The following is a 1,297-nucleotide window of genomic DNA, read 5'->3' on the forward strand; positions in this document are numbered from 1 at the left end:
CTCGCCAAGCGCATAACGGACGAAACAACACCAACCTGGCGAGGGACTTACTAGTGCATAAAGGTAAATTTGCCTACATTAAACGCCCTCTCAGAGGACGTTCGCATCATCTATGTGTTGTTTTGAGTAGTTCTGAACCTAGACTGAAATCAGCTTGAATAGAGCTTTTGAGGAGAATGTGGCAACTGTTCGAGCATGCTCGGCCGGATGATTCGATCGCTTTTAGCCTAATAGCTCCTATCCGGTTCGAAGATGCCGTGAAGGCGACTTTCGTCTCACTCGAATGAGTGATATCCCCGCCAAGCGCACTGTGGGTCAGTGGACTTATGACCAGTCAGCCGCAGCGCAACGCCTACCTCAGCGACCTTACCGATGCCCGCTGGGCCCTGGTGGAGCCGACGGTGACGGCATGGAGAGCCGAGCGGCAGAAGACCTCGCTCGGACTGGGCGGTCCGGTCACTGACCTGCGTGAAGTCATGAACGCGATCCTCTACGTGAACCACACGGGCATCCCCTGGCGCTACCTGCCGCACGACTTCCCGCCGCCCAGCACTGTCTTCTCCTACTTCAGCGATTGGACTGCCGACGGCACGATCGAGCACCTCGGTGTCGGGCTGCGCCGGGTGGTCCGCGAGCAGGTGGGACGCACGGCCGAGCCGACCGCCTGCGTCATCGACGCACAGAGCGTCAAGACCGCCCACACCGTGCCCAACAAAACGCAGGGCATCGATGCCGGGAAGAAGATCGTGGGCCGCAAGCGGAGCATCGTTGTCGACACGATCGGCCTGTTGCTGCTGGTCACGGTGACCGCGGCCAGCGTTTCGGACAACGACGCCGGCAAGCAGTTGCTCACCCGAATCGCCCTCGACCAGCCCGCGATCACCAAGGCCTGGGTCGACACCGGCTACAAGACCCAGGCCATCGAACACGGAGCCGCCCTCGGCATCGATGTCGACGTCGTGCCGCGGAACACCCAGGTCAAGGGCTTCTCCGTGGTCCCGAGACGCTGGGTGGTAGAGCGAACTTTCGGTTGGATCATGATGCACCGCCGGCTGGCACGGGACTACGAGACCAAACCCGCACACTCCGAGAGCATGATCCGCCTCGCAATGATCTCCAACCTCCTGAAGCGGGCAACCGGCGAAAGCGCCATAACATGGCAAAATCCATGAAATATCGCTCAAGTAACCAGAACGTCCTCTGACACGGCAGCTGTAGATCGTGATCTTGCCGGTTGAGGTGCTGGTCAGCTGGGGTGCGGGTGGCTGCGAAGACAGCGGCGGCCGCTGCGATAATG

1 protein-coding gene is annotated in these 1,297 nt (G+C 60.2%); it reads left to right on the plus strand.

Annotation, left to right across the window (positions count from 1 at the left end; genetic code table 11):
- The first annotated feature begins 326 nt into the window (after positions 1-326).
- Positions 327-1,172, plus strand: coding sequence for an IS5 family transposase (locus AC0Z36_RS29690; protein WP_434598083.1), 846 nt, complete (start codon positions 327-329; stop codon positions 1,170-1,172).
- Positions 1,173-1,297 lie beyond the last annotated feature (125 nt).

This window comes from Kitasatospora sp. UYEF31 (assembly GCF_057291755.1).

Excerpts from the sequence above, each read along its gene's own strand:
- AC0Z36_RS29690 (WP_434598083.1), top strand. The coding sequence starts at position 327 with ATGACCAGTCAGCCGCAGCGCAACGCCTACCTCAGCGACCTTACCGAT.